The organism is Amycolatopsis xylanica (genome assembly GCF_900107045.1).
GTDB lineage: Bacteria > Actinomycetota > Actinomycetes > Mycobacteriales > Pseudonocardiaceae > Amycolatopsis > Amycolatopsis xylanica.
Genome location: NZ_FNON01000003.1, coordinates 32,988 through 58,099, shown reverse-complemented (window position 1 = coordinate 58,099; position 25,112 = coordinate 32,988). Strand labels below are relative to the sequence as shown.

Sequence of the window (25,112 nt, the reverse complement as noted above, 5' to 3'; positions counted from 1 at the left end):
CCCTGCCCAAGACCAGTAGGAGGTTACAGCGTGCGAGTGCTGGACGCGGGTGCGGTTTCGGCTTGGGCCTCGGCCTGCGTGCACACCCTTGACCAGCTGCGACCGGCGATCAACGGCATCAACGTGTACCCGGTCGCGGACTCCGACACCGGCTCCAACCTGCTGCACACGATGACCGGCGCCAACGCGGAACTGGCGGGCGCCGACCCGAAGGACGCGATCGAGGCGCTCAGCCTGTTCGCGAAGGGTGCCGTCGCGACCGCGCGCGGTAACTCCGGGATCATCATGTCCCAGGTCATCAGGGGTTTCGCCGAATCGGCCAAGGTGACGGGCGACATCGACGGGCCAGGGCTGGCCGCCGCGCTCGTGCACGCCGACATCGTCGCGACCGGCGCCGTGACCAGGCCGGTCGCCGGCACGATCCTCAGCGTCCTGCACGCGGTCGCGGCCGCGGTCAAGGACGACACCCGCTCGCTCACCGACGTGGCCACGCGCGCCGCGGCGGCCGCGGCGGCGGCGCTCGACGAGACCCCCAACCAGCTGCCGGTGCTGGCCAAGGCTGGTGTGGTCGACGCGGGCGGCCGCGGGCTGGTCGCCGTGCTCGACGCGCTGGTCGGCGTGATCACCGGCACCAACAGCGTGCCCCCGCACTCGCTCGAGGCCCACACCCACGACCACGGCCTGCCCGCGCCGCACGCCTGGGAGGTCATGTACCTGCTCGACGGCGTCGAGGAGACCGCGCTGCCCGCGTTGCGCAAGGCGCTGACCGGGCTCGGCGACAGCGTCACCGTCGCCGCCGACGGCTCCGGCTCCCACGCGGTGCACGTCCACTGCGCCGACATCGGCGGCGCGATCGAGGCGGGCATCGAAGCGGGCCGCCCGCGCAGGATCCGGGTCGAGCCGCTCATCACGCCGACCCCGCTCGAACCGGGCAGCGGCGTCGACCGCACGGTGGTCGCGGTCGTGCACGGCTGGGCGATCGCCGAGCTGCTGCGCGCCGAGGGGATCGCGGTTTTGTCGGTGCCGAGCGGCACTATTCCGAGTGTGGAGGAAATGCTCGGGCTCATCAACGAGGCGGCCGGACGGCATGTGACCGTGCTGCCCGGCGGTGTCGCGCTCACCGGCGCCGCCGACGCGGCGGCGGGCCACGCCATGGCGGGGGAGCGGGACGTGGTGGTCATCCCGTGCTCGTCGCCGGTGCAGGTGCTGGCCGCGCTGGCGGTGCACGACCCGTCGCGCCGCACGAACGACGACGTGGTGGCCATGGCAGAGGCGGCGGCCGCGACCCGGCGCGGCGAGCTCGTGATCGCGCACGAGGAGTCGCTGACCTGGGTCGGCCGCGCGCAGGCTGGCGACGTCATCGGCTTCGTCGACGGCGAGGTGGTGCTCATCGAGCCCGCGCCCGCCTCCGAGACGAACCTCGTCGCCGCCGCGATGAGCGTGCTGAACCGGATGCTCGCGGCGGGCGGCGAGATGGTCACCGTGCTGTTCGGGGTCGACGCGCCCACCGGGGTGGACGCCGAACTCGCCGAGCAGCTGCGCCTGGAACATCCTGAAGTGGAGATGACGAGCTATTCGAGCGGCCTGGCGGACGCCGTGCTGCTGATTGGAGTCGAGTAAGTGGCCGGGCTGCGCGACAAGCTGACCCCGTTGCTGGGTGCCAAGACCGCGAAGGCGCTCGGCGGGTCGCTGGACATCCACACGGTCTCCGACCTGCTGCGGCACTATCCGCGCGACTACGCCGAGCGCGGCAAGCTGACCGACATCGCCGGACTCGAGCTGGGCGAGCACGTCACGGTCATGGCCCGGATCGAGCGGGTCAACAAGCGCACGATGAAGGCCAAGTACGGCACGATCATCGAGATGACGATCACCGACGGCCGTCGCAGGCTGTCGTGCGCGTTCTTCAACCAGGCCTGGCGCGAAAAGGAGCTCAAGCTCGGCGCGATGGGCTTGTTCGCCGGCAAGGTCACCGCGTTCCGCGACCAGCTCCAGCTGACCAACCCCGAGTACGAGCTGCTCGATGACGAGGCCGACGCGTCCACAATGGACGAGTTCCTCGGCGAGATCATCCCGGTCTACCCGGCCGCGCAAGGCATCCCGACCTGGGTGATCGGCAAGTGCGTCCGCCAGATCCTCGACCAGTTCGAACTCGACGAGGACCCGATGCCCCCGGAGCTCCTCGCCGAATACGGCCTGGTGGACCTCGAAAAGGCGTTGCGGCACATCCACCGGCCCCCGAACTGGCCCGACCGCGAGGCCGCCCGCCGCCGTCTCAAGTGGGACGAGGCGATGGCCGTCCAGCTGATCTTCGCGCAGCGCCGCTATTCCACGGTCTCCCGTCCCGCCTTGCCGTGCCCGCACGTCGAAGGTGGCCTCCTCGACGCCTTCGACAAGCGTCTCCCGTTCGACCTGACGGCCGGTCAGCGCGAGATCGGCGACGTCATCGCGGCCGAGCTCGCCACCGATCACCCGATGAACCGCCTGCTCCAAGGCGAGGTCGGCAGCGGCAAGACCGTCGTGGCACTGCGCGCGATGCTGCAGGCCGTCGACTCCGGCCGCCAAGCCGCCATGCTCGCCCCCACCGAGGTCCTCGCCTCCCAGCACGCCCGTTCGCTGCGCGAGATGCTCGGCGACATCGGCATGGCGGGCGAACTCGGAGCGGCCGAGAACGCCACCCGCGTCACCCTCCTCACCGGCTCGATGGGCGCCAAGGAACGCAAGCAGGCCCTCCTCGACGCCGCCAGCGGCGCGGCGGGCATCGTCGTCGGCACCCACGCCCTCATCCAGGACACGGTTTCGTTCGCCGAGCTGGGTTTCGTCGTCGTCGACGAGCAGCACCGCTTCGGCGTCGAGCAGCGCGACGCACTCCGGTCTCGCGGCGCCGACTCCACCAGCCCCCACGTCCTCGTCATGACGGCCACCCCGATCCCCCGCACGGTCGCCATGACCGTCTACGGCGACCTGGAAACCTCGGCGCTGCGCGAAATGCCGGTCGGCCGTTCCCCGATCAAGACCAACGTCGTCCCGGTCGCCGAAAAGCCCGCCTGGCTCGACCGCGTCTGGCAGCGCGTGTCCGAAGAGGTCGGCAAGGGCCACCAGGCCTACGTGGTCTGCCCCCGCATCGGCGACGAACCCGCTTCCGACAAGGGCGACAAGCGCCCGCCGCTGGCGGTACTGGACATCGCCCCGGACCTCGCCAACGGCCCGCTCAAGGGCCTGAAGATCGGCGTTCTCCACGGCCGCATGCCCACCGACGACAAAGACCAGGTCATGCGCGAGTTCTCGGCGGGCAAGCTCGACGTGCTGGTGGCGACCACGGTCATCGAGGTCGGCGTCAACGTCCCCAACGCCACGGCGATGGTCATCATGGACGCCGACCGGTTCGGCGTCAGCCAGCTCCACCAGCTCCGCGGCCGCGTTGGCCGGGGCAGCGTCCCCGGCCTCTGCCTGCTGGTCACCGAAGCCCTCGACGGCACCACCACCCGCGAGCGCCTCAACGCCGTCGAGTCCACCACGGACGGCTTCGAGCTCTCCCGCCTCGACCTCGAGATCCGCCGCGAAGGCGACATCCTCGGCGCCGCCCAGTCAGGTAAGCGCTCGGGCTTGAAACTGCTCTCGCTCCTGCAGGACGAGGACGTCATCGCCGAGGCCCGTGAACGGGCCCAGTCGATCGTGTCGGAGGACCCCGCGCTGGACAAGTACTCCGGGCTGGCCCACATGGTCAGCGACGTCGTCGACGCCGACCGCGCCGAGTACCTCGAAAAAACCTGATCCTCGCCTGGGGTCGTGCGCGTTGCGGGCGGTTATCGAGGCGTGTTCCGGGGCTGGCCGGTGTGGAGTTCCTTGGCCGAGTGGTTGCCCTGTGAAGTGAGGTGACCAAGCTCGGATCAGAGTTGTGTCGGCGCGAGTGGTAATTCCGCTGCGTCTAACGGAGCAGAGGTACCACTCGCGCGAGCCTCGTCGCGCTGGAGCGAGGGGATCCCCTGCTGCATTGAACGCAGCAGGGAATCCCCTCACTCACGACGCCGGAACGTAAGCCCCCGCGCCGGTCGCGATCGCCACCGACCGCGCGATCTCCTCGGAAACCGACCGGTCCACCACCTCGCGCGAGATGAAGAGCCGATAGAACAGCGGCCCGCAAGCCGCCCGGATGACCTCGACAGCATCGGTCCGCGCCGGTGCTTCCCCTCGGGCGATGGCGCGGCTGACCACCACGGCGGACCGCGCATGGCGGTCTCGGTAGAAGTCACGCAAGGCGTCGGCGGCGCGTTCCGAAAGAAAAGCCGCCGTCACCGAGGCGGTGGGCAAGGCCAGCAACGCGGGGTCGGTGAAGTAGTCCACCAGTTCCCCGAGCAGCGCGGCCAGGTCGCCGCGGAGTGAGCCCGTGTCGGGGGCTTCCCATTCGTCTTCGCTGCCGAGGCCGAGCGCGGCGGCGACGAGGCCCTCGGCCGAGCCCCAGCGGCGGTAGATCGTCGTCTTGTGGATGCCGGAGCGCTCGGCGACCGCGTCGACCGTGAGGGCCGCGTAGCCGTGGGCGGCCAGCTCGGCGAGGGTCGCGTGGAGTACGGCTTGGCGGGTGCGCTCGGTGCGGCCGCCGGGGCGGGTGGTGCCCGGTAACTCGGTTGCCAATTGCTACTCCTGTTGCGTTAGTGTGCCCAGTATGCACGACAGTGAGCTCGATGGCGTCATGGATCTGGTCGGGGACGCGCGGATCGTCGCGATCGGGGAGAACAACCATCACATTCATGAATTCGGGGTCATCCGGCATCAACTGCTGCGGAGACTGAAGGCGAAGGGGTTCCGCACCCTGGGCTTCGAGTCGGGGTTCGCCGAGGGGGCGAAGGTCGACGCGTGGCTGCGAGGCGGCGCCGGTGACGTCGCCGAGATCGGGCGCGACGGGTTCACCTTCGGGCTGGGTGATTCGCCCGAGATGCACGAGATGCTGACTTGGCTGCGCACGCAGGACATCCGCTACTCGGGGCTGGACGTTCCGGGGTCGGGCGGATCGCCTGTCAACGCGCTCGCGGCCATTGATTCGCCGCTGGCCCGGCAAGCGATCGAAGCGACCGCGCCGTACTCGGCGTTGAACAGTGCGCTTGTGCCTTATGACAAGCTCAGCGAAACCGCGACCGTGGCGCTGACCAAGTTGCGTGACAGCCTGGACGACCCTCGCGAGATCCACCTCGCGACGGGTGCGCTTCGGCTGGACGCCTATCTCAAAGAGATCGCCGCCATGATGGCCGGGAAGCCCATCGCCGGTGCCTCGCGTGATCGGTACATGGCCGAGAGCGTCCAGTATCTCGACCAGGGGCAGAAGATCGTCGTCATGGTCCACAATGGACACCTGCAGCGGGTCCCGTTCCAGATCATGCCTGGTCACAGCACTCCATCTGCGGGCACCTACCTGGCCGAACGGTATGGCGACGAGTACTTCGCGCTCGCGCTGACCGGGGCTTCCGGCACGACGACCGGGCTGGCGAACGACGAGTCCGCTCGGCTGGGATTCCGGATGTACGAGCAGGCGCTCGGGGAGCCCGTCGAAGGCAGTCTCGAGGCGGAACTCGGTGACGCGGACACCGTCACCGACCTCGCGACGAGCAAGGCGACCAAGATCCGGCATGCGCACCTGTGGTCGGAGGTCGAGGTCTCGCGGGCGTTCGACGCGGCGATCCACCTTGGAAACCTGCGGGTTTCCGCATGCGTTCCTGGGGTTAACCACAGTGTTTGACCCTCCCCGCCGCCGTACGCTCGGAGAGTGCAAGGAAGAGGTGAACGGGCCTACGCCTTGGTTTTCGCGGTGACCTTGGGCTGTATGGCGACCTACTACTCGCTCGGGCTTCCCGGTGGGCCTGAGCCCATACCGTTCGTGCTGGCGCTGTACTTCGCGGCGGCGGCGGGACTCAGGCGGGTCGCGATGGCCGGCGCGGCCGCCTGTGTCGTGCTGACGCAAGGCGTCGTGGTGCTGCTGGGTGAGCGGATCGTGTGGTCCGAAGTGGCTGCCGTGGCCGGTGCGCTGGCCGTGGTCGTCCTGCTGGGCGAGTTGACCCGGGTGCGGCGTGCCCGGGTGCGGGAGAAGGCCGCCTATGAAGAGCGGTCGCGGATCGCGCGGGAGTTGCACGACTCGGTGACGCATCACCTGGCGGTCATCAGCGTGCAGGCCAACGCGGCGCTGCTCGGCCGCGACATCCGACCGGAAGTCGCGCTCACGGCTATCAAGGAGGCAAGCAAGACCGCGTCGCGAGAGCTGCGCGAAGCGTTGGGAGCGCTGCGAGATCCCGAGTGCGCGCCGAGGATCGGCGCACTGGTGGCGAACGTGCGGGCGGCCGGCGTGGATGTCCGGCTGAACGACAACCGGAACGGCGACCTGGATGCCGACCTGGACGACGATGTGCCGGAGGTCGGCTGGGCGGGGTATCGGATCGTCCAGGAGGCGCTGACCAACGCCGTCCGGCACGCGCCGGGTGCCGAGGTGGACGTCCGCGTCGAGCGACGGGAAGGCAAGGTGGCGATCGCCGTCGACAGCGGGCATGGCCTGCGCGGCATGCGGAAACGTGCCGAGTCAGCCGGTGGGACCTGCGTGGCCGGGCCGAGCGAGGACGGTTTCGCGGTGCGGGTGGAGCTGCCGCGGTGATCCGGGTGCTGATCGCGGACGATCAGGCGCTCGTCCGTGCCGGGTTGCGCACGATGCTGGGCGAGCCGGACATCGAGGTGGTCGCGGAGGCGGCCGATGGGCGGGAGGCGGTCCGGCTCGCGCGGGAACTTCGCCCGGATGTCGTACTGGCCGACGTGCAGATGCCCCGGATGGACGGTATCGAGGCCGCGACCGTGATCATGGCCGAGCTGCCCGAGGCCAAGGTGCTGATCCTGACCAGCTACGACCGCGACGAGTACGTCTACCGCGCGCTCAAGGCGGGTGCGAGCGGGTTCGTGCTCAAGGACATCGAGCCCGCGGAGCTGGTGCGCGGGGTGCGGGCGGTCGCCGAGGGTGACGGAATGCTGGCGCCCGGGGTCACGCGGCGGCTGATCGCCGAGTTCGCCGCGGCGCCCGCGGTGCTCGCGCCACCGCTGCCGGTGGAGCGGCTGACCGAGCGGGAACGGGAGGTGCTGGGCTTGGTCGTGGCCGGTCTGGCGAACGACGAGATCGCCGCGCGGCTGGTGATCAGCCTCGCCACCGCGAAGACGCACGTGTCCAGGATTTTGTCCAAAATGGATACGAGGGATCGGGCGCAGCTGGTCGTCCGTGCCTACGAGTCGGGGCTCGTGCGGCCGGGGTCTGCAACTTCGTAGTAGCCGAAGACGCGACTCGGGCTGACGAGATCGGTGCCCGTTTCGCGAAGACTTGCCGTTATGAACAGCGAAAAGTTCCTTTACCGGCTGCAGGGCGGCTGCCTGGTCATCGGGCCAGCGCTCTTCGCGGCGTCGACGTTCTTCTGGCGTCCCAACGGCACGTACAGTGCCGCGACCGGGACTTTGCTCGTGCTGGCTTTGGTCTTCTGGACTTACGGGCTGATCGGTGTGCTCGAAACCCTGCGTGCGCGCCTGCCGGTGTACGCGGGTGTCGTGCAGCTCGCGCTCGTCTACGGGGCGATCGGTGGTGCCGCCTTCGGGGTGCGCGGCTTCTATGACGAGTTGTTTTCCTTTTCGCGGGAACAATCCGTGCAAGCCTTGACCACGTTCGGCGTCAGGGCGGACCTCGTCTTCTACTGGCCGGGGCCGCTCTTTCCGTTGAGCCTGCTGGCGATCGGCATCGGGCTGATCCGGTCGCGTATGGCTCCTTTGTGGACGTCCATTGTGGTCTGCGCGGCCGGCGTGCTGTTCCCGCTTTCCCGTGTGCCGAGGGTGGCATGGGCCGCGCATCTCGTCGACGGGCTCATTGTCGTGGCCTTCGCGTACCTCGGCTACCTGCGGTTTCACATGAAACCAAGCAGAAAAACCCGATCAGGCGACGAGTCTCCGGTTGCCGTGCGTGACGGTCGCGAGTAGACGCATGGCATGAGTATTCGACTCGCGCGTGGCCTGTTCGCGATGGCGTTGACGGCGGCGATGACCCTCGCCGCGGTCGCGCCTGCCCAAGCCGATGTCAAGGAGCAGGCGAATCCACCCGCCTGGGGGCTTGACCGCATCGATCAGGCCAAGGGTGTCGACTCTACGTATCACTACGAAACGCGGGCCGAGAACGTCACCGTCTACATCATCGACAGCGGCGTCGACAGCACGAACGCCGACTTCGGCGGCCGTGTCGAGCAGGGCAAGGACTTCCTCAAGAAGGACGGCGCCGACACGTCCGACGGCAACGGCCACGGCACCCAGCTGGCCGGCGTCGTCGGCGGGAAGTCGTACGGCGTGGCCAAGGGCGCCGCGATCGTGCCGGTGCGGGTGATCGGGGCCGACGGCACCGGCCTGACCGAGAACCTGCTGGCCGGTATCGACTGGACCGCCAAGAACGCGAAGCAGCCCGCGGTCGCGCTGCTCGGCATCGCGGGTGTCCCGAACGACGCGCTGGACGCGGCCGTGAAACGGCTGGCCGAGGTCATGCCGGTCGTGGTCCCGGCAGGCGGCGATTCCGCCGACGTCGCGGGCCTCTCGCCCGCCAGGGTGCCCGAGGTGCTGACCGTCGGTGCCAGCGACAAGCAGGACCAGGTCTCCAAGACCTCCGATTTCGGTCCGGGGCTTGATCTCTACGCACCCGGCGTCGACATCTTCGCGCCGCGCAAGGGCGGTCAGGCCGCGGGTTCGATCACCGGCACGTCGATCGCCGCAGCGCACGTCGCGGGCGCGGCCGCGCTGTACCGCTCGCTCAACCCGGAGAAGAAGCCTGCCGAGGTGGCGCAGGGCCTCGTCGACAACGCCACGAAGAACGCGCTCACCGGTGTCCCCGAAGGCACCGCGAACCGCCTGCTCTACACACTTACCCCGGTTCCGGCGCCGGACCCCGGCCCGGAGCCGCCGCCCACCCGCTAGGGCGTGTCCCGCAGGGCGCGGAGCGCGCCCAGCGCCTTCGTGCTCTGCTCGATGAGGTGCGCCAAGCCCGCTTCCGATGCGAAGATGATGAACCCGGACCGCCCGCCGACCTGGATTTCGGCTTCCTCCGGGGCGACGTGGTACTTGATTTCGCATTCGCCCGATATCTGCGCCCAGGCGGACACCACTACCTCGTTCATCGCGAGCCTCCGGGGAAGGGACACTAGTGTTGCGTAGACACTGTGTCCTTCTATAGTAGGGACACCTGTGTCCGGCGGATGCGTCCAACTGGGTGGTGCCGAATGGCTGTTGGTGTGCAGACGATCCCGAGAGTCCTGCTCGGCGAGGCGTTGAAGCAATTGCGTGCCGAGGCCGGGGTGACCCTCGACGCGGCGGCGAAGGTGATCGGCAAGGACCGGCCGCGGCTGATCAAGGTCCTGGACGGCAAAGCGACGCTCTCAACGGAAGAACTCGCCGCGCTGGTCGACTGCTTCGGCGCCCAGGACCCCCTGCGCGCGGAGATACTGGAACTGGGCATCCAGGCGCGCAAGCGGGCCAGCGGCAGCCCGTACATGGACCTCGCGCCCGACTCCTACCGGCGGCTCGCCTGGCTGGAAGCGATATCGAAGGACATCTGGAACTACCAGAAGGGGATCTTCCCTTCGATGATCCAGTCGCCCGACTACCTGGACGCCGTCATGCGCACCGGTGAAGGGATCTGGTGGGAGCAGTCGGGAAGCGCTCGCGCCGACCTGGTGGCGTTCCGGCTCGAACGTCAGCGCCGCGTGCTCGAAGCCGATGAGCCCAAGCGGATGGACATGATGTTCACCGACGACACGCTGTCGGCCATGGTCGGCAGCCCGGCCATCATGCGCGGCCAGCTGGAGCACGTGCTGGCGATGATCGAGCGTCATCCCACGCTGACCGTGCGCATGGTTCCCAACGCCGCGAGCGGCAATCCCGCGCAGTCGGGCGGACTCATCATGCTCAGGTTCGGCGCCGTGCTGAGGCCGGTAGGGTTCGTGCCTGTCGCCTACGGACCGTCTGTCTACTTTGATGAGACGGAGGACACCGAGCGGATCATGCGAGCGTTCAACAAGCTGCGTGAACTCGCCCTTTCGCCGGCGGAGACGAAGGCTGTACTGGAAAAGAGGCTTAGGGAGTTGTAGTTGAAGTCGGACGCGGGCTGGTGCAAGAGCAGCTATAGCGGCTCCGGGAGTGACGACTGTGTCGAGATCCGACTGGCGCCGGACGCGATTGGCGTGCGTGACACCAAGGACCGCGCGTCGGGCGCGCTCACGGTGAGCTCGGCGGCCTGGACGGCCCTCCTGCGCCGCATCGGGTGACCTGGGCAACCTTCGCGGGGAACCGCGCGTGTACGAGGGGACATGCGCGACCTTGGGGAGGATCACGTGTACGTACCCGAAGACCCTCGGCTGGTCGACCCGTTCCTGAACCGCAGTGAGCTGGACACCGTGCAGCTCCGCGCGCAACGGCTGCAGCACAATCCGTTCGCCCCGCCCGCGCGGCTGACCGAACACCAGCCGCGCGGAATCGGGGTGGAGCCGCCGTCCGTCAGCGAGGTCGAGCGGGCCGAGGACGCACACGGCAAGCGGGCCATGCTGTGGGTGGTGCTGGCCGTTCTGCTGGTCGCCGCCCTCCTCATGTGGCTCGCCGCTTCGTCGGACGGCGAGAAGGACCAAGCGCGGCGGGCGCTGGCGCGGATGTCCAACGTCTCCGTGCAGGACGTGGTCGAGCAGGCGCGGGTGGCCGGGCTGACCGGGCTCGTCTACCGGCACGGCGGGGTCGCCGACGAGAGCAACGGCGCCGACTGGATCGTCGACCAGGTCGTGGTCCAAGGCGATGAGGCGGTCCTGCACGTCCACAGCGGACGGATCAGGCCCACCCACCCGTACCTGCCGCCGTCGGTGTTCCGGCAGCCCGAGGTGCACACCAACGAGGGCGTCGGGCAGGTTTTCACGTCATGGCCCGCCAAGCCGGGGTTCGTCACGTTCGACTGCGCGCGCTGCGAAGGCGAGACGACCGTGACCACGTCGCGGGGTGACGTCCTCTTCCGGGCGACCGGGCCGTACAAGGGCACGCGCTGGATCAACATGGACGACGAGGACCCGGTCGACTATTACCAGGTGAAGGCGACCTCGGCGTGGACGCTGACGGTGGCCGACTACGACCGGTTGCCGAAGTTCTACCAGGGCGGGCAGGATCCGGTGGGCGCCGGCGACTCCGTCTTCCTCTACGAGGGGACCAAGGACTCCGTCAGGCTGACCGGTGTCAGCGGGCTCGACGCCGCGAACTTCTCCGGCACCCGCGTCGAACACGGCAGGCTCAAAGGCCCGTCGATCATCCAGGTGAGCGCCGCGGGAGCCTGGAGCATCACTCCGTACTGAGGTTGTGATGATGTCCATCACCTGGTACTGAACTCCCGCAGAGCGGGACCGACCGGGTAACGTGCGCCTCCTACCGATCCGATGAGATGGGAAGGACCGGGCATGTTCCGCAAGGTGCTGGTCGCCAACCGCGGCGAGATCGCCATCCGTGCGTTCCGCGCATCCTTTGAGCTGGGCGCGGGCACGGTGGCTGTGTTCCCGCACGAGGACCGCAACTCGTTGCACCGGCTGAAAGCCGACGAGGCCTACGAGATCGGCGAGCCGGGGCATCCGGTTCGCGCGTACCTCTCGGTCGAGGAGATCGTGCAGGCGGCGAAGAAGGCGGGGGCGGACGCGATCTACCCCGGCTACGGCTTCCTGTCCGAGAACCCCGACCTCGCGCTCGCGTGCGAGGAAGCGGGGATCACGTTCGTCGGGCCGAGCGCCGAAATCCTTGAACTCACCGGTAACAAGGCGCGTGCGGTCAAGGCGGCGCGGGAGGCCGGGGTGCCCGTGCTCGGCTCGTCCGAGCCTTCGTCCGATGTGGACGCACTGGTCGAAGCCGCCGAACAGCTCGGCTTCCCGGTGTTCGTCAAGGCGGTCGCCGGTGGTGGCGGCCGCGGGATGCGCCGCGTCGAGGACCCGAAGGTGCTGCGCGAGTCCATCGAGGCGGCCGCGCGTGAGGCCGAGTCTGCGTTCGGCGACCCGACGGTGTTCATCGAGAAGGCAGTCGTCGAGCCGCGCCACATCGAGGTGCAGATCCTCGCCGACGGCGCGGGCAACGTCATCCACCTCTTCGAGCGTGACTGCTCGGTCCAGCGGCGGCACCAGAAGGTCGTCGAGCTCGCGCCGGCGCCGAACCTCGATCCGGAGCTGCGTGACCGGATCTGCGCGGACGCGGTGAAGTTCGCCCGCCAGATCGGCTACCGCAACGCGGGCACCGTCGAGTTCCTGCTCGACCGGGATGGCAACCACGTGTTCATCGAGATGAACCCGCGGATCCAGGTCGAGCACACGGTCACCGAAGAGGTCACCGACGTCGACCTCGTCCAGTCCCAGCTGCGCATCGCGTCCGGGCAGACGCTCGACGACCTCGGGCTGTCCCAGGACAAGGTGTACCTGCGCGGCGCCGCGCTGCAGTGCCGGATCACCACCGAGGATCCCGCCAACGGCTTCCGTCCCGACACCGGCATGATCAGCGCGTACCGCTCGCCGGGCGGCTCGGGCATCCGGCTCGACGGCGGCACCGCGTTCGCGGGCACGGAGATCTCCGCGCACTTCGACTCGCTGCTGGTCAAGCTGACCTGCCGCGGCCGTGACTTCACGACGGCCGTCGGCCGTGCGCGCCGCGCGGTCGCCGAGTTCCGGATCCGCGGTGTGGCCACGAACATCCCGTTCCTGCAGGCCGTGCTCGACGACCCGGACTTCCGCGAAGGCCGCGTCACCACCTCGTTCATCGAGGAGCGCCCGCACCTGCTGACCGCGCGGCACTCCGCCGACCGCGGCACCCGGCTGCTGACCTACCTCGCCGACAAGACGGTCAACAAGCCGCACGGCGAGCGGCCGCGCACCATCGAGCCGCACCTCAAACTGCCCAAGTGGGACCGCAACACCGAACCGCCTGCCGGGTCCAAGCAGAAGCTCGACGAGCTCGGGCCGGAGGGGTTCGCGCGCTGGCTGCGCGAGTCGCCGACCATCGGCGTCACCGACACGACCTTCCGCGACGCGCACCAGTCGCTGCTGGCCACCCGGGTGCGCACCAAGGACCTGCTGGCCGTCGCGCCGGTGGTCGCGCGCACGGTGCCGCAGCTGCTCTCGCTCGAGTGCTGGGGCGGCGCGACCTACGACGTCGCGCTGCGGTTCCTCGCCGAGGACCCGTGGGAGCGGCTCGCGAAGCTGCGCGAGGCCGTGCCGAACATCGCGCTGCAGATGCTGCTGCGCGGCCGGAACACGGTGGGTTACACGCCTTATCCGACCGAGGTGACCAACGCCTTCGTCGAGGAGGCCACCGCCACCGGCATCGACATCTTCCGCATCTTCGACGCGCTCAACGACGTCGAGCAGATGCGCCCGGCGATCGAGGCGGTACGCGAGACGGGCTCGGCCGTGGCCGAGGTGGCGCTCTGCTACACCTCGGACCTGTCGGACCCGTCTGAGAAGCTGTACACGCTCGACTACTACCTCAAGCTGGCCGAGCAGATCGTCGGCGCCGGCGCACACGTGCTGGCGATCAAGGACATGGCCGGGCTCCTGCGCGCGCCCGCCGCGGCGCGCCTGGTTTCCGCGCTGCGCAAGGAATTCGACCTCCCGGTGCACATCCACACGCACGACACCGCCGGTGGCCAGCTCGCCACCTACCTCGCCGCCATCGGCGCCGGCGCGGACGCGGTCGACGGCGCGGTGGCGTCGATGGCGGGCACCACCTCCCAGCCGTCGCTGTCCGCGCTGGTCGCGGCCACCGACCACTCCGACCGGCCGACCGGGCTCGACCTGCAGGCCATCGGGGACCTGGAGCCGTACTGGGAGATCGTGCGGAAGATCTACAAGCCGTTCGAGGCCGGGCTCGCGTCGCCGACCGGGCGCGTGTACCACCACGAGATCCCCGGCGGGCAGCTGTCGAACCTGCGCACCCAGGCCATCGCGCTCGGCCTCGGCGACCGGTTCGAGGAGATCGAGGCGATGTACGCCGCGGCCGACCGGATCCTCGGTCACCTGGTCAAGGTCACGCCGTCGTCGAAGGTGGTCGGTGACCTGGCGCTGCACCTGGTCGGCGCCGGTGTCGCGCCCGCCGACTTCGAGGCGGAGCCGAACAAGTTCGACATCCCCGACTCGGTGATCGGCTTCCTGCGCGGCGAGCTCGGCGACCCGCCGGGTGGCTGGCCGGAGCCGTTCCGCACCAAGGCGCTGGAAGGCCGCGCGGCGGCCAAGCCGGTGGCCGAACTGTCCACTGAGGACCGTGACGCGCTGGCGTCGCAGCCGCGCCGGACGCTGAACCGGCTGCTGTTCCCCGGCCCGACGAAGGAGTTCGAGGCGCACCGCGAGGCCTACGGTGACACGAGCGTGTTGCCGTCCAAGGACTTCTTCTACGGGCTGCGCCCCGGCGAGGAGTACCAGGTCGACCTGGAGCAGGGTGTCCGGCTCCTCATCGAGCTGGAGGCCATCGGCGAGGCAGACGAGCGCGGCGTGCGCACGGTCATGTCGACGCTGAACGGCCAGCTGCGGCCGATCCAGATCCGGGACCGGGCGATCGCCTCGGACATCCCGGCGACGGAGAAGGCGGACAAGTCGAACCCGAAGCAGGTCGCGGCGCCGTTCGCCGGTGTCGTCACGCTGCAGGTCTCCGAGGGCGACCAGGTCGAGGCAGGCGCCACGGTCGCGACCATCGAGGCGATGAAGATGGAGGCCTCGATTACCGCCTCGGTCGGCGGCAAGGTCTCGCGCAAGGCCATCAACTCGGTCCAGCAGGTCGAAGGCGGGGATCTTCTGCTCGTGCTTGAGTAGAAGCATGCTCATCAACGCGGTGCCGCAGCGTCAGGGCGCGACCAGTGCCCGCTCGGGAGAACTCCCGGGCGGGTGCCTGGCGCTCGCGGCGTTCGCCGGGCGGGTGCTCGGCGAACCGGTGAACGAGGTGCCGCAGCAGCTCGGCGTCTCTGCCACCATCGACGGCATCGCGAACCGGGAAGTGTTGCTGGCCAACAGGACGGCGCAGCTCAACGCGCTGGAGGCGCCCGGGACCAAAGTACTGACCATCGGCGGGGACTGCGGCGTCGAGCTGGTTCCGATCGGCGTCGCGCGGTATCGCCACGGCACTGAGCTGAGCGTCGCCTGGTTCGACGCGCACCCCGATCTCAACACCGCCGAGTCGTCGCCGTCCGGGGCGTTCCACGGCATGGTCCTGCGATCGCTGCTCGGCGACGGTGACCCCGATTTCGCCGCGAGCCCGGCGCTGGACCCGGCCAGGGTCGTGCTCAAGGGCACGCGGGTGTTCGACGACGCCGAGCGTGAAGCGGCCGCCCGGCTCGGCACCCGGCTCGACGGCCCGCTCTATGTGCACCTCGATCTCGACGTGCTCGATCCGGCCGAGTTCGACGGGCTCAACTACCCCGAACCCGAGGGTTTCAAGATCACCCGGCTGGTCGACGAACTCCGCGCGCTGAGCGCGTACGAGGTGATCGGCGCGGGCATCACTGAGTGTGTGGGCACCGATCCGCGGGTGCTCGAACCGATCATCACGGCCGTCGGCGAACTGCTGCGCTAGCCAATTCGTCCATTTGTACGAAGTTGATGATGCAGTCGGTGGGTCAAGTGTCACCACGGCACAGCCACACCCCGTGAAATTGTCACGAAGGTGACAAGAAACCGGTTTCTTCTGGGGTTTGTGACACGCTGGAGGCTAGTTTCGCGATGTGTCGGGTGTCACGACCTGACGGAAATTCGGGGGCGGGGCGAACTCTGGGCGGAGCAAAGGAGCTGCGATGACGCTGGAGCGCGGGCCGGACCCGGTTTCCCACCCGGCGGTGCTGCCACGCAAGCTCGCAGACCTGCTCAGGCCCGAGTTGTCCAGCCTCGCCACGGAGATCACCGACGAGATCAGGGCGACCATCCCCGCGTACGCGCGCCCGCTCGACGGGCCGTACGGGAAATCGATCACGGCCGGTGTCGAATACGCGATCACGCTGTTCGTCGCGCAGATCGCGGACCCGTCGGTGTCCAAGGAACAGTCGCACGAGGTGCATCACCGGCTCGGCCAGAACGAAATGCGCGAAGGCCGCAGCCTCGACACCCTGCAGTCGGCCTACCGGGTGGGCGCGCGGGTCTCGTGGCGCCGGATCATGCGCGTCGGGCGCCGCGCCGGGCTTTCCTCGGCCGTGATGTCGCAGCTCGCCGACGCGATGCTCGCGTTCATGGACGAGCTCGCGTCCGTCGCGCTGGACGGATACCTGGAGGCCAAGGCGTCCACCGCGGGCGCGCTCGACACCTGGCGCCGCAAGCTGCTGCAGCTCATCCTCGAATTCCCGCCCGCGCCGCCGAAGGCCATCGCCGAGCTCGCGCAGCTCATCGGCTGGGCCGTTCCGGACGAGGTCACGCCGGTCGCGGTGCACGCCGACACCGGCAGACCGAGGCGGCATGCGCCGCTGGACGCCGACGTGCTCGCCGAGCTCGACGGCATGGAACCCCGGCTGGTGATCCCCGGCCAAGTCGGCGGAGCCCGGCTCACGACGTTGCAGGCCGCGATGCCGGAGTGCAGGCTCGCCATCGGGCCGACCGTGCGCCTGGAGGTCGTCGCGGACTCGCTGAGATGGGCACGCCGGGCGCTGGTGCTCGCCGAGCGCGGGCTGATTCCCGCCAGGCGCGTGGTGTGGGCCGAGGAGCACCTGCCCGCGCTGCTGCTGCACTCCGACACGAATCTCGTGGCCCGCCTCGAGGACAGGCTGTTCGAGCCGCTGGGCACCATGACCGACAAGCAGCGCGAGCGCCTGCTGGAGACGTTGCGCGCGTGGCTGGACGCGCAGGGGAACGTGCCGGACATCGCCGAGGCGCTCGCCGTGCACCCGCAGACCGTGCGCTACCGCATGCGCCAGCTGCAGGCCGTGTTCGGCGACCGGCTGAACGACTCGGACGTGCGGTTCGAGCTGGAGATCGTGCTCCGGGCGGCTACTCGGGCTTGGGGAACAGCAACGCCACCGTCACCTCGGCTTGGTTCATCGGGCCCGATGACATGCCGGTGAAGAGCGGGCTCAGCGGCTCGGCCGCGCCGCAGCCCGCGAAGCTCGGGATGGTGAACCCGCGCAGCGCCGGGTCGGGGGAGTTCGGGTCCGTCTTGAGCACGCCGCCGCTGAACGCGTCGTAGGGGCCGTAGAGGTCGATCGAGATCGGCGTCGACGACATGCACTTGGTGCCGACGTCGAGCGGGGCGCCGTTGACCTTGACGTTGCTCAGCCGCGCGTAGACCTCGATATGCGAGCGGCCGTAGGTCAGCCCGTCCGGCTCGGCCGTGACGACCGCCTTGACCGGGACCAGGTTGTTGATCTGGTAGTCCACCGGCAGGAATTCGGCCGTGGCGTTGACCGGCATGAAGCCGAAGCCCAGGAACGCGACCTGCACCGGCGGGAGCACCGCCTCGCCCTCGGAGATCAGCGGGGCGGTGGGATCGACCGCGTCGAGCAGCACGTGCCCGGCGATCACGACCGACGGGCCGATCGGGGCCTTCGCGCCGAGCTTGACGATGGTCGACGTGCCGTTGACGGTCAGCGGGTCGAGCGGGACGACGATGACGTTCGGGTCGGGCTCGTCGGCTTTCGCTTTCGGCGCCTGGGTTTCCTCGTCACCGTCCGGTGTGGTGGCCGGGGTGTCCTCTTCGGACTTCGGCGGGATCACCGCGACGCTGCCGAGCGCGGCGTCCTGATCGGCGTCCAGCGTGCACTTCACGCGCGCCTTGGTGTCCTTGGCGTCTTTGGTGTTCAGCGCGAGTTCGGGGGCGCCGAAGGAGATGATCAGCCTGCCGCTGGTGGTCATCGCCAGCGCTCCTGGCTTGCCGGTGGCGGTCAGCGTGAGCTCTTCCGAGGTGACCGGGGTCGCCGCGATGTCGAGCACGACCGGAAGCTTGGTTTCCTTGCTGTGGATGGCTTTGCGCTTGCCCGTCAGGTCCAGTGAGACGCCGCCTTCGACCGAGGTGGTCTCCGGCGGCAGCGCCTCTTTGGGCAGCGCGAACTTGAGCGAGAAGTTCTCGATCGGCACCGGCTGTCCCTTGGGGACGGCCGTCGGGAGCGTCGCGGTCACCTCGAAGGCGACCGGGCGGGGCACCTCGCCGAAGAGGCAGGTGTGCTTGAGCGACTTGGTGATGGTCTGCGGTGCGGGCTCGGACGCCGAGCCGGTGGAACTCACCGCCCCGATCAGGCAGGCCGTGGCCAGCACGACGAAGACCTTCGTCCTGATCGGGTGCGGCATGTGAGTCCTTTCCTTACGTGACAGGCATGTCAGGGCTGAAGGCGCGGTTCTGCCCGGCCTTGACGTTGCAGTTGAACGTCCACGCCGACCAGGTGCCGCTCTTCTTGTGGAACTCGAGCTGCGCGTTCAGCGTGGTGTTGAGCGAAAGCGACGCGACACCGGGCGAGCCCGCGGTCAGCGTCGGGATGCCGGTGCCCGCGTCCTGCACGATCTGGATGGTCAGCGGGCCCGGCACGTACGGGAAGATCTGCTCCGGCACGTTCACGTTGGTCACCGTGGAGTTGACCGGGGTCGCGTTGGTGGCCACCACCGGGACGTTGGCCTTACCGCGCACGCCGTCGTAGTTCGCGGCGTTGAGCAGCGCGTGGATCTGGCTGGAGATGGTCGCGGTGCCCGCGAGGCCGGTCGGGGTGGCCGTGCCGCCCGACGGGACCGAGTCCGGCCCGTTGAACTGCGCGGTGACGTCGAGCTGCTGTGAGCCGATCGACGGGAAGTTGCACGTGAACGCCACTGTTCCGGTGTGGTAGTTGGTGACGGCGACGGCGGTTCCGGCGGTCAGCATGGCGACGGCGCCGATGATCGCCGCGCCTGCGGATAATGTGCCCAGTCTACGGGACATACCTGTCATCTCCTTTGATCCAGTTTACGTCTCGATGGCTGGCTGCGTGCGCCATTCGGCAATCTTGTGATCTTTCCTTGATTGCCGTTCCGGGTGGTTTGGAGTACCACTGGGCTCACCTGCCGAAAAGGAGGCTACTCGCGAGTTAGGTAAGGAACAAGGCTCCTTTGTCGACATAGCGGCAGTACCTGTCAGCTGACTGGTTTTCTTGTCACGGACCGCCGATTGCGATTATGAATTTTGTGCGCCGGTGACAAAGAAACGGAAATGAGGCATCGATGTCCGTCGTCGTCCGAGCCGCGGCCGTCGCCGCGCTCATGCTCGTCTCAAGCGCGCCAGCGCTCGCCGTCGAACCAGGGGGAGTGATCCCATGGGGTTGGGGAAGTTACGGCCAGACAACGGTTCCACCGTCGGTCGCGGACGGAGTGACAGCGATGTCGGCAGGGAGTTTGAACGGCCTCGCGCTCAAGAACGGCGGGGTCATCGCCTGGGGCGACAACAACTACGGCCAGCTCGCGGTGCCCGCGGCCGCGGCATCCGGAGTAACGGCGATAGCCGCCGGATGGGGGCACGAACTCGCACTGAAGAATGGCGCCGTGCTTGCCTGGGGCAACAACTGGTACGGCCAGTCGAACGTGCCATCGGCGGCCACTTCAGGCGTAACGTCGATTTCGACGAGCGTTTTCCACAATTTGGCCGTGAAAGGCGGCCGGGTGCTCAGCTGGGGCTCTCGCACCGACGTTCCGGCGGCCGCCCTTTCCGGCGTTTCGACCGTTTCCGCGGGCGGCGATCACAGTTTGGCGTTGAAAGGCGGAACCGTTCTCGCGTGGGGCACGAACGCGAGCGGCCAAACGAACGTCCCGGCCGACGCCCTTTCCGGCGTGACCGCCATTTCCGCCGGCTACAAACACAGCCTCGCCTTGAAGAACGGCGGCGTCATCGCGTGGGGTGACAACAAGTACGGTCAGCGCGACGTCCCCGACGAAGCCAAGTCCGACGTCGTCGCCATCGACGCGGGCTGGAACTACAACCTCGTCCTCAAGTCCGACGGCTCCATGGTCAGCTGGGGCTCCAACGAGTCCAACGAGCGCGACCCCGCCGACGGCGTCTGCGCCCCCATCCTCGCCCTCGCCGCGGGCGAACGCCTCAGCCTCGCCCTCATAACCCCAGGTCAACCCTGCCCCTGACCCCCACGCAAGCCAAAAAAATCCCAATGTGGCATTGGTCAGTTTTCAGGCCGCCAATGTGGCTTTCGTCAGACGGAACCTGACGAAAGCCACATTGGGATTTTTTTAGCGCTGGTTGGAGGTGAGGGTGAGGGAGATGGTGTTGCCTGGGCCGGAGACGAGGGCGCCCAAGGCGATGTCGGCGATGAAGCAGTCCTTGAAGGACGGGATGGTGAACTCGCCGGTCGAGGTGATGGAGGGGGCGAAGAGGTCGACGTCCTTGGTGATCAGGTCGAGGCTGATCGGGGAGACGGTCTTGCAGCTCTTCGGGACCGTCGGGAGCGGGAAGACCGGGATGATCGGGCCCGCCCAGATGTCGCTGATCTCCATGTTGGCCAAGGCGTGCGTCTTGAGGTCACCGTCCTTGATGGACCCCTGGACCTGGCCGAGCGGGATCACCTTGACCGTCGCCTTGATCCGGAAGATGCCGGACAGCAGCGAGATGTTGGCCTTGGACGGCGGCAGTGACAGGTCGCCCTTGATGCCGACGTTGTCGCCGTCGATGACGATGGCGCCGTTGAGCTGGCCGGGGCCGAGTTGCAGCGCGCTGCCGGTCTTCTTGACGATCGACGAGCCCGCGACCGTGTAGGAGACCGGGATTTCGAGGGGATCGTCGGCCAGAGCGGGTGTCGCGGTGACCACTCCCGCGCCGATGAAAGCGGACGCGAGCATGACAACTAAACGAGAGCGCATCGGTATTTCTCCTTCTCTCGGTGATTTACCTTGGCGTGAGATCGGTGATGACCCAGGTGCCGTCCTGCCGCTCGGCGGTGACCGAAAGCTGTGACGCGGCAACGCTTTCCGTCCCGCCACGCTGAGCGGACTGGTCGAGGAACACGAGCAACCTGGCGTGCGTGCCGTCGAGTGACTGCACGGCCGAGCTGACGACCCGGGTGGTCAGCACCAGCTTCTGTTGCGGAGCCAGCTGCCGCACCTGCGCGAACAGCTGGTGGTAGGTCTCCTGCGCCTTGCCGCGCAGCACGGCGGACGCGGCCTTCTCGGTGACGTCGGTCTTGTCGTAGGAGTACGAGAAGATCCGGTTGACGGCCAGCGTGACCGCCGAGTTGACCTCGGCCGTCGCGCCGACGTCGACCAGCGCCCGGTTCGAGGCGGCAGGCGAGGAGCGCAGGTCACCCGCCTCGACGGTGAACCACGCGCCCAGCCCGCAGAGCAGCACCGCGACCACCATCAGCACCAGCGGCGAGCGCTGGACCGGCGGCATCGCGGGCAGGAACGTCCGGTCGAGCGTCACGGCGGTCATCGCGCACCCACCGGGATCTGGTCGAGCGCGCTGAGCTTCCAGCCGCCGTCGGTCTTGGTCAGCTGCGCGGTGAACCGGTTGCGCTTGGTGCCGGGCGCGACGCCGTTCTTCGCGACCGTGATCTCCACCGACGCCAGCAGTTTCGCGGTGCCGGCGTGCGCGTTCAGGTCGCTCACGGCGGCGTCGAGCACCTTGCCGGTCGACACGGTCGCCGTCGCGGCCAGCGCGTTCTCATCGGTGTGCTCGAGCTGGTCACGCAGCGCCCCGGTGGACACGTCGAGCCAGCGCGCGACCCCGGCGTGCGCGTCGTGATAGTCGAGCGTGCTGAGCTGCGCGATCTGCTCGCGGCCCGCCTGCAACGCCTCATCGCGCAACTGGGCGTAGGTCAGCGATTCGTCCTGCGAAGCCGAGAGCCACGACCAGCCGGACCAGCCCGCGAACACCGTGGCGACGGTGACGGCCGCCAGGCCCGTCTTCATTTGCCAAGCCACAGCAGCTCCTTCAGGTCCGTGGAAACCTGCAGGCCGGGCAGGGTGACCGGGCCGACGCCGCCGGGCTTGGCCGCGTCCGGCACGGGCGGATGCGGCGCGTTCTGCGAGCCGCGCACCGAACTCGGGTCGCCGTAGGGCAGCGTGCACGCCGCGGTCGTGTTGAGCGGCAGCGGCGTCACGACGTCACTGGACCGGACGGTCGTGCTCTCATAGCCCTTCAGGCACGGCGGCGGGTCGTTGAACGTCAGCGCCAGCGACAGGTGCGCGGTGTCCGGCGTGATCGCCGACGAGGTGGTCGCGACCGCGCGCGGCGTGTTGACCAGCAGCTGCTCCAGTCCGTTCGAGCGCGAGGAGAACACTTTGGACAGTGTCAGCAGGTTCGCGACGAGCACCGGCAGCCCGGGGCTGTTCTCTCGCAGCAGCGACGTGACCTGCGTCGACGCCTGCGGCGCCGTCTCGATCAGCTTGCGCAGGTCACCGTCCGAACTGGACAGTGCGGCCGCGAACTGCTTGGCGCTGCCGGTGAACGTGCGCCACGCCGCCGTCGAGTCGACCTGGGTGCGCAACACGGTCGCACCGTCGCCGATCAGCGTCTGGGTCTGCGGCAGGTGCGCGGCCGCGCTCTGCGTGAACGAGTTTGCCGAGTCGATCAGCACCTGCAGGTTCGGCCCCGAGTTACGCAGCGCGTCGTCGAACTCGTCGATGACCGTGCGCAGCGATTCGGTCGGCACCGAGGCGCTCAGCGCGCTGAGGTTGCCGAGCAGGTCCTGTACCGGCAACGGGATCCGCGTCGACTCGCGCGGGATGACCGCGCCGTCGCCGAGGAACGGCCCGCCGTCCGTGCGCGGCTGCAGGTCGACGTACTGCTCGCCGACCGCGGACCGGTTGGTCACGATGGCCATCGAGTTCACCGGGATCCGCGGCGCGGAGTCGTCGATGAGCAGGTCGGCCTCCATGCCGGTGCGGGTCAGCCGCAGCTCGCCGACCCGGCCGACGGCGACCCCGCGATAGGTGACCTCGCCGTTGGTGAACAGCCCGCCGCCGTCGGCGAGCTCGATCTTGACCAGGTACGACCCACTCCCCAGCAGCCTGCCGAGCCCGGCGTACTTGGCGCCGACGAACGCGCTCACGGCCAGCGCGAGCACCACGAACACGAGAACCTGGATCCGAACCTTCGCGGTCAGCATCAGCGGCCTCTCATCTCGCCGGCGACCGGCAGCGGCAGCGGCGGCTCGCCCTCACCGGGCGGCGGGATGACCATCCCCGGCGCCGGCGCGATCGTCGCGAAGATGTTCAGGTAGTCGCCGCGCAGGCCGCGCAGGACCTCGTCGGTGAACGGGAAGGTCGGCAGGATCTCCAGTGCGTTCGGCAGGTCCGAACCCGCGTCGGCGAGCCGCTTCAGGATCGGCGCGAGTGAGTGCAGGTCGGTGACCAGGTCCTCGCGGCTGCGGTCGATCGTGTCGACGGCCACTTTGGACAGATCGTCGAGCGCGGACAGCATGCTCACCAGCTGGGAACGCTGATCGGTCAACGTCTTCAGGCCCGGCGTGAGGTCGGTCAGCGCCCCGGACACCTGCGTGCGGCGACGGTCCAAAGTGGCCGAGAGCCGGTTCAGGCCGTCGAGCGCCGACGTGATGTCGCCCCGGTGCGCGTCGAGGTCCGTGACCAGCGTGTCCACTCCGGACAGGAATGACCGGATCTCCTGCTCGTTACCGGTCATCACCTTGGACAGTTCCTGGTTGATCGTCTGCAGCTGCCCGATCCCGCCGCCGTTGAGCAGCAGCGACAGCGCGCCGAAGATCTCCTCGAACTCCGGGTTGCGGTTGGTCCGGTCCGGCGTGATGACCGCGCCGTCCTTCAGCCGGTCCGGCGCGGGTGTCTCGCTCTTCGCTAGCTCCACGAACTTCTCGCCGAGCAGGCTGGACTGCCGCAGCCGCGCGACCGCGTTGGACGGCAGCACCACGTCCCCGTTGACCGCGACCGTGGCCTCGGCCGTCCAGCCGTCCTTGCCGAGCTTGATGGTCTCGACCCGGCCGACCGGCACGTCGTCGACCTTCACCGCGGCCTGCGGCACCAGGTCGAGCGTGTCCGCGAACTGCACGGTCACGCGGTACGGATGGTCGCCGAGGTCGGCGCCGCCGGGCAGCGGCAGGTCGTAAACGCCCTTGAACTCGGCCGAGGACGAGCACGAGACCAGCAGGCAGCAGGCGGCGATCACCGCGAGGCGCTTCATTTCGGCGCTCCCTGGTACGGCGCTCCCTGGTACAACGGCCCGGTGACCGGCAGCGGCAGCAGGTAGTAGTCGAGCACCGTGCGGCCCTGCAGGGTGCCGGACTTCGGGTCGAACGCGTTCAGCACGTCGGTCACCGCGAGCGGGATGTCGTCGAGCGTCTCCGCCAGCGCGGCCCGCTTGTCCACCAAGGTCTGCGTGGTCACCGCCAGGTTGTCCACATTGGACTTGATGAGCGCGCGGTTGTCCTTGAGGAAGCCCTGCACGTCCGCGAGCGCCCGTCCGAGCCCGTCCAGCGCGCCCGTCAGCTCGGTCTTGTTCGACGCAAGCGTTTGCGTGACGGTGGCGAGCCGCGAGTTGATGTTCGACACCTGGTTGTCGTTGCCCGCCAGCATGCTCGTGAACCGCTGCAGCTCGTCGACCGTGCCGAACAGGTCGTCCTTGTTACCCGCAAGGGTCCTGGCCAGGTCGGCGAACTCGCGGACGCTGTCGTTGAACGGCCGCCCGTTGCCGCGCAGGTTGGCCGCGCCGGTGTTGAGCAGGTCGGACAGCGCGCCGTTGGCGTTGGCCCCGTTCGGGCCGAGCGCGGTGGCCAGCGTGTTCAGGCTCGCGTAGAGCTCGTCGAGCTCGACCGGGGTGCCGGTGCGCTCGACGCCGATCACGGCGCCGTTGCCCAGCCGGGGCCCGCCACGCGACGGCTTCGAGAACTGCACGTACCGGTCCGAGACCACGCTCGGCGCGATGACCAGCACGTTCGCGTCCTCGGCGACGCCGACGCCCCCGTCGATCCGCATGGTCACCTCGACGCGTTCGCCGTCCGGGGTGACGGTCTCCACTTCGCCGATCCGCACGCCGAGCAGCCGCACGTCCGAGCCGGTGTAGACGCCGACCGCGCGGGTGAAGTACGCGGTGATCCGCTTGTCGCCGTGGCCGTCGAAGATCCACCACAGTATTCCGCCGGTGACCACGGCGAGCACCAGCGCCAT

General features: G+C 68.8%; 24 protein-coding genes. 14 read left to right on the top strand and 10 right to left on the bottom strand.

What is annotated here, in order from left to right; translation table 11 throughout:
* The first annotated feature begins 30 nt into the window (after positions 1-30).
* Positions 31-1,620: a DAK2 domain-containing protein gene (locus BLV57_RS14020; RefSeq protein ID WP_091289190.1), complete on the top strand. Its 1,590-nt coding sequence runs from the start codon at positions 31-33 to the stop codon at positions 1,618-1,620.
* Positions 1,621-3,774 carry an ATP-dependent DNA helicase RecG gene (gene recG, locus BLV57_RS14015; RefSeq protein WP_091289189.1) on the top strand — a complete coding sequence of 718 codons (2,154 nt, stop codon included), beginning with the start codon at positions 1,621-1,623 and terminating at the stop codon, positions 3,772-3,774. It abuts the gene before it with no gap.
* A gap of 246 nt (positions 3,775-4,020) precedes the next feature.
* Here recG and BLV57_RS14010 read toward each other — a convergent pair whose 3' ends face one another.
* Positions 4,021-4,632 (bottom strand): TetR/AcrR family transcriptional regulator, encoded by a 612-nt coding sequence (locus BLV57_RS14010; RefSeq protein ID WP_091289188.1) that lies wholly within the window; start codon positions 4,630-4,632, stop codon positions 4,021-4,023.
* Between the two features lie 31 nt (positions 4,633-4,663).
* On the opposite strand from BLV57_RS14010, the gene BLV57_RS14005 reads away from it, so the two are divergent.
* From BLV57_RS14005 to BLV57_RS13985, 5 genes are read left to right on the top strand one after another with little or no spacing between them, the layout of a single operon-like run.
* Positions 4,664-5,731, top strand: coding sequence for an erythromycin esterase family protein (locus tag BLV57_RS14005; RefSeq protein ID WP_091289187.1), 1,068 nt, complete (start codon positions 4,664-4,666; stop codon positions 5,729-5,731).
* A gap of 27 nt (positions 5,732-5,758) precedes the next feature.
* A complete protein-coding gene (locus BLV57_RS14000) occupies positions 5,759-6,634 on the top strand; it encodes a sensor histidine kinase (RefSeq protein WP_143047056.1) in 876 nt (291 codons plus the stop codon).
* A complete protein-coding gene (locus BLV57_RS13995; RefSeq protein WP_091289185.1) occupies positions 6,631-7,290 on the top strand; it encodes a response regulator transcription factor in 660 nt (219 codons plus the stop codon). Before BLV57_RS14000 ends, BLV57_RS13995 begins: the two co-directional genes overlap by 4 nt.
* Before the next feature lie 60 nt (positions 7,291-7,350).
* On the top strand, positions 7,351-7,986 hold the full coding sequence (locus BLV57_RS13990; RefSeq protein ID WP_091289184.1) for a hypothetical protein: 636 nt from the start codon (positions 7,351-7,353) through the stop codon (positions 7,984-7,986).
* 9 nt (positions 7,987-7,995) lie between these two features.
* Complete coding sequence (locus tag BLV57_RS13985; RefSeq protein WP_091289183.1) at positions 7,996-8,964, top strand: S8 family peptidase; 969 nt, start codon at positions 7,996-7,998, stop codon at positions 8,962-8,964.
* On the opposite strand, the gene BLV57_RS13980 is transcribed toward BLV57_RS13985, so the two are convergent.
* Positions 8,961-9,164: a hypothetical protein gene (locus BLV57_RS13980; RefSeq protein WP_091289182.1), complete on the bottom strand. Its 204-nt coding sequence runs from the start codon at positions 9,162-9,164 to the stop codon at positions 8,961-8,963. The two genes, BLV57_RS13985 and BLV57_RS13980, sit on opposite strands and share 4 nt — an antisense overlap.
* Before the next feature lie 102 nt (positions 9,165-9,266).
* Here BLV57_RS13980 and BLV57_RS13975 point away from each other — a divergent pair, with 102 nt between their 5' ends.
* From BLV57_RS13975 to BLV57_RS13950, 6 genes are all read left to right on the top strand, one after another.
* Entirely contained in the window at positions 9,267-10,133 is an 867-nt protein-coding gene (locus BLV57_RS13975) for a helix-turn-helix domain-containing protein (protein WP_176968612.1), read from the top strand.
* Complete coding sequence (locus BLV57_RS13970) at positions 10,134-10,310, top strand: DUF397 domain-containing protein (protein WP_091289180.1); 177 nt, start codon at positions 10,134-10,136, stop codon at positions 10,308-10,310. It abuts the gene before it with no gap.
* 66 nt (positions 10,311-10,376) lie between these two features.
* The gene (locus tag BLV57_RS13965) at positions 10,377-11,372 is read left to right on the top strand and encodes a hypothetical protein (protein WP_091289179.1); all 996 of its coding nucleotides are present in this window, start codon (positions 10,377-10,379) and stop codon (positions 11,370-11,372) included.
* Positions 11,373-11,474: 102 nt separating this feature from the next.
* Complete coding sequence (locus BLV57_RS13960; protein ID WP_091289178.1) at positions 11,475-14,852, top strand: pyruvate carboxylase; 3,378 nt, start codon at positions 11,475-11,477, stop codon at positions 14,850-14,852.
* 4 nt (positions 14,853-14,856) lie between these two features.
* Entirely contained in the window at positions 14,857-15,609 is a 753-nt protein-coding gene (locus tag BLV57_RS13955; RefSeq protein WP_091289177.1) for an arginase family protein, read from the top strand.
* Positions 15,610-15,826: 217 nt separating this feature from the next.
* Complete coding sequence (locus tag BLV57_RS13950; RefSeq protein ID WP_091289176.1) at positions 15,827-17,080, top strand: PucR-like N-terminal domain-containing protein; 1,254 nt, start codon at positions 15,827-15,829, stop codon at positions 17,078-17,080.
* Here the strand turns inward: BLV57_RS13950 and BLV57_RS13945 are convergent.
* A complete protein-coding gene (locus BLV57_RS13945) occupies positions 17,007-18,299 on the bottom strand; it encodes a DUF6801 domain-containing protein (RefSeq protein ID WP_091289175.1) in 1,293 nt (430 codons plus the stop codon). The genes BLV57_RS13950 and BLV57_RS13945 overlap by 74 nt on opposite strands.
* Before the next feature lie 13 nt (positions 18,300-18,312).
* Positions 18,313-18,918, bottom strand: a complete 606-nt coding sequence (locus tag BLV57_RS13940) for a DUF6801 domain-containing protein (protein WP_091289174.1) — start codon at positions 18,916-18,918, stop codon at positions 18,313-18,315.
* 278 nt (positions 18,919-19,196) lie between these two features.
* Here BLV57_RS13940 and BLV57_RS13935 point away from each other — a divergent pair, with 278 nt between their 5' ends.
* On the top strand, positions 19,197-20,105 hold the full coding sequence (locus BLV57_RS13935; protein ID WP_425425995.1) for an RCC1 domain-containing protein: 909 nt from the start codon (positions 19,197-19,199) through the stop codon (positions 20,103-20,105).
* A gap of 105 nt (positions 20,106-20,210) precedes the next feature.
* Here BLV57_RS13935 and BLV57_RS13930 read toward each other — a convergent pair whose 3' ends face one another.
* From BLV57_RS13930 to BLV57_RS13905, 6 genes are read right to left on the bottom strand one after another with little or no spacing between them, the layout of a single operon-like run.
* Positions 20,211-20,837 carry a hypothetical protein gene (locus BLV57_RS13930; RefSeq protein WP_091289173.1) on the bottom strand — a complete coding sequence of 209 codons (627 nt, stop codon included), beginning with the start codon at positions 20,835-20,837 and terminating at the stop codon, positions 20,211-20,213.
* A gap of 25 nt (positions 20,838-20,862) precedes the next feature.
* Positions 20,863-21,405, bottom strand: coding sequence for a hypothetical protein (locus BLV57_RS13925; protein WP_245757312.1), 543 nt, complete (start codon positions 21,403-21,405; stop codon positions 20,863-20,865).
* Entirely contained in the window at positions 21,402-21,896 is a 495-nt protein-coding gene (locus tag BLV57_RS13920; RefSeq protein ID WP_425425994.1) for a hypothetical protein, read from the bottom strand. Before BLV57_RS13920 ends, BLV57_RS13925 begins: the two co-directional genes overlap by 4 nt.
* Positions 21,881-23,083 carry an MCE family protein gene (locus BLV57_RS13915; protein WP_091289171.1) on the bottom strand — a complete coding sequence of 401 codons (1,203 nt, stop codon included), beginning with the start codon at positions 23,081-23,083 and terminating at the stop codon, positions 21,881-21,883. The genes BLV57_RS13920 and BLV57_RS13915 overlap by 16 nt, the downstream gene beginning before the upstream one ends.
* Positions 23,083-24,129 (bottom strand): MCE family protein, encoded by a 1,047-nt coding sequence (locus BLV57_RS13910; RefSeq protein ID WP_091289170.1) that lies wholly within the window; start codon positions 24,127-24,129, stop codon positions 23,083-23,085. Before BLV57_RS13910 ends, BLV57_RS13915 begins: the two co-directional genes overlap by 1 nt.
* Positions 24,126-25,112, bottom strand: a complete 987-nt coding sequence (locus BLV57_RS13905; protein WP_091290322.1) for an MCE family protein — start codon at positions 25,110-25,112, stop codon at positions 24,126-24,128. Before BLV57_RS13905 ends, BLV57_RS13910 begins: the two co-directional genes overlap by 4 nt.